General features: G+C 53.9%; 1 protein-coding gene, 3 tRNA genes, 1 rRNA gene and 2 pseudogenes. All 7 read left to right on the top strand.

The window, feature by feature from the left end; genetic code table 11:
* A 5S ribosomal RNA gene (gene rrf / locus AC1DLB_RS29510) occupies positions 1 to 106 on the top strand; the annotation flags it as partial.
* 135 nt (positions 107 to 241) lie between these two features.
* Positions 242 to 1,078, top strand: a pseudogene (gene birA / locus AC1DLB_RS29505) (bifunctional biotin--[acetyl-CoA-carboxylase] ligase/biotin operon repressor BirA); the annotation flags it as partial.
* Positions 1,057 to 1,677 (top strand): annotated as a pseudogene (locus AC1DLB_RS29500) (pantothenate kinase); the annotation flags it as partial. The pseudogenes birA and AC1DLB_RS29500, both read left to right, overlap by 22 nt.
* A 7-nt stretch (positions 1,678 to 1,684) precedes the next feature.
* Positions 1,685 to 2,125 carry a hypothetical protein gene (locus AC1DLB_RS29495; RefSeq protein ID WP_064620713.1) on the top strand — a complete coding sequence of 147 codons (441 nt, stop codon included), beginning with the start codon at positions 1,685 to 1,687 and terminating at the stop codon, positions 2,123 to 2,125.
* Between the two features lie 143 nt (positions 2,126 to 2,268).
* A tRNA-Tyr gene (locus AC1DLB_RS29490) sits at positions 2,269 to 2,353 on the top strand.
* 24 nt (positions 2,354 to 2,377) lie between these two features.
* A tRNA-Gly gene (locus AC1DLB_RS29485) sits at positions 2,378 to 2,451 on the top strand.
* 26 nt (positions 2,452 to 2,477) lie between these two features.
* Positions 2,478 to 2,553 (top strand) — tRNA-Thr (locus AC1DLB_RS29480).
* The last annotated feature ends 102 nt before the right edge of the window (positions 2,554 to 2,655 follow it).

Below are 2,655 nucleotides of genomic sequence, written 5' to 3'. Positions count from 1 at the left end.
ATAGAGCATTGGAACCACCTGATCCCATCCCGAACTCAGAAGTGAAACGATGCATCGCCGATGGTAGTGTGGGGTTTCCCCATGTGAGAGTAGGTCATCGTCAAGATTAAATTCCGAAACCCCTATCTGCGTATGCAGGTAGGGGTTTTTTTTTGTCCGCAGGAAAACTGACGTTTAGGGTTTCTATGCAACTGCTCGGTGCATGGCTATCATGCGGGCCTCATTGTGAGGCGAGACTTGCATGCTGACGTTGTTAAAGCTTCTTAAGGATGGCCGATTCCATTCGGGCCAGGCCCTGGGCGTCGCCTTGGGCGTCAGTCGTAGCGCTGTATGGAAGCAGCTTCAGCATTTGGAGGCTGAGCTCGGCTTATCCATTCATAAAGTGCGCGGTCGCGGCTATCAGCTGGCTGCGCCATTGACGCTGCTTGACCCTGTCGAGATATGCGCGCGTGAGCCTTCCTGTGAGTGGCCCATCCTGGTCCTCGACTCAATTGACTCTACCAATGCTGAAGCCTTGCGCGCTATCGAGCGTGGCCAGATCGCGCCATTTCTGGTGCTTGCCGAGCGGCAAACGGCCGGTCGCGGACGGCGTGGACGCAAGTGGGTGAGTCCGTTCGCAGAAAACATCTATTACAGCCTGGTGTTGCGCATTGAGGGTGGGATGCGGCAACTGGAAGGCTTGAGTCTAGTTGTTGGGCTCGCCGTACTGCAGGCCTTGCGAGAGCTTGGTATTTCAGGCGCGGGTTTGAAGTGGCCTAATGATGTTCTGGTTGGTCAGAAAAAAATTGCTGGAATATTGCTCGAATTAGTGGGTGATCCTGCAGATGTGTGTCACGTAGTGATCGGTGTCGGGATCAATGTGAACATGCAGATGACTGATGAGGTTGACCAGCAGTGGACGTCCGTGCGGCTCGAGTCGGGTAAGGCGGTTGATCGCAATCACCTGGTTGCGAAGTTGGGGGTGATGCTCCGGGCCTACTTGAGTCGCCACCAGGTCGACGGATTTCCGGCTATCCGGGCGGAGTGGGAGCAAAATCATCTATGGCAGGKGCGCGCCGTGGGCTCGCTCTCAAGCATTGTCGGTTAGTGAGTGTCAGAACCGCTGAAGAAACCGGAGCCTTGATCTCTTCGTTGACAGAGGCTTTCGGCGTTTCCGTGGTGTGCGCCACACCGGCTCGCGAAATGTCCGGGGTTCGTAATGGCTATGAAGAGTTCGAGCGGCTAGGACTTGATCGCTGGCTTGCAATGCTCGGAGGATTTCACCTGGCTTCAGGTGCTTGTCTGGTGCTCGACTTCGGTACCGCGGTCACTGCTGATTTTGTCGCTAGGGATGGCGAGCATCTTGGAGGCTTCATCTGTCCGGGAATGCCCTTAATGCGTAACCAGTTGCGTACTCATACCCGTAGAATCCGCTATGGCGACCTTGCTGCCGAGCGTGCTTTGGAGAGTCTTATTCCTGGGCGTACTACCGTCGAGGCGGTCGAGCGAGGTTGTGTGCTGATGTTGAGGGGCTTTGTTCAGGCTCAGCTAGATTTGGCGCGCAGTTATTGGGGGGAGGATTTCGCTGTATTCCTCACAGGAGGAGATGCTGATCTGGTCTCCGAGATTGTGCCTGGGGCCAGGGTGGTTCCAGATCTGGTGTTTGTAGGGTTGGCTATGGCGTGTCCCTTGTCTTGAGGTTTTTATGCGTTGGTTGTTCCTGCTGCTGCTTGTTCTCAATGTGTTCTATTACGTCTGGCACCAACAGGAGGCCCCGCTTCGCGCGAAGGATGTGACCCCCTTGAGTATGTATCGGGGCTCTCAGCAGGACATTCGTTTGTTGAGTGAGGCGACTGATACGACCCGAGATAAAGGAAAATCCACGCAGACAGAAAGCAGTTGTCTCTATCTGGGCGGTTCTGCCCGGCAGGAAGTCGCTCAGGCAATCGAGCATCGATTGAGTGGCATGGACATCAAGTTTCAGCCCTTGCCGAAGGATCTCCCTGAATATGCGGGTTACTGGGTGCGTGTGGCGCCGGAAAGCCGGCGTTTGCTGGATGACTTGCAGTTGCAAAGCCTTTCTAAAGAATTCAATGAGTTAAAACATAAAATAATGCCGTGTGAGGGGGTTGCACCTGTCGAATAGTTTGCATAGAATGGCGCCCGCTTCGCAGTGAAGACCTTTTAAAGGTTGACGGTGCGAAGCGAGGTCAACGCAGCTAACCTCAGGTTTTTAATGAGAAAATGCTTGACAGAAGGCTGGCATAGTATAGAATGCCGGCTCGCTTAGGAGGGGTTCCCGAGCGGCCAAAGGGATCAGACTGTAAATCTGACGTCTACGACTTCGAAGGTTCGAATCCTTCCCCCTCCACCATTTTTAGCGAGAGCTGCAAGCTCCGCGGGTATAGTTTAGTGGTAGAACCTCAGCCTTCCAAGCTGATGATGCGGGTTCGATTCCCGCTACCCGCTCCAGGTTTGCAGGTCCTGCAAAGTGTTACGCTCTTGTAGCTCAGTTGGTAGAGCACACCCTTGGTAAGGGTGAGGTCAGCGGTTCAAATCCGCTCAAGAGCTCCATATAACAAGGCAGATATGAAAATATCTGCCTTTGTTTTAATGGCTTGTAGATGCGCGTCGTTGCCTGAGAAGGTGTTGTGCATCTTTGGTGCTGGTGTGCAT

The sequence above is a fragment of the Pseudomonas sp. 05N434 genome (genome assembly GCF_056396965.1).
This window is presented reverse-complemented; position numbering and strand designations above follow the sequence as displayed.

Excerpts from the sequence above, each read along its gene's own strand:
- AC1DLB_RS29495 (WP_064620713.1), top strand. The coding sequence starts at position 1,685 with ATGCGTTGGTTGTTCCTGCTGCTGCTTGTTCTCAATGTGTTCTATTAC.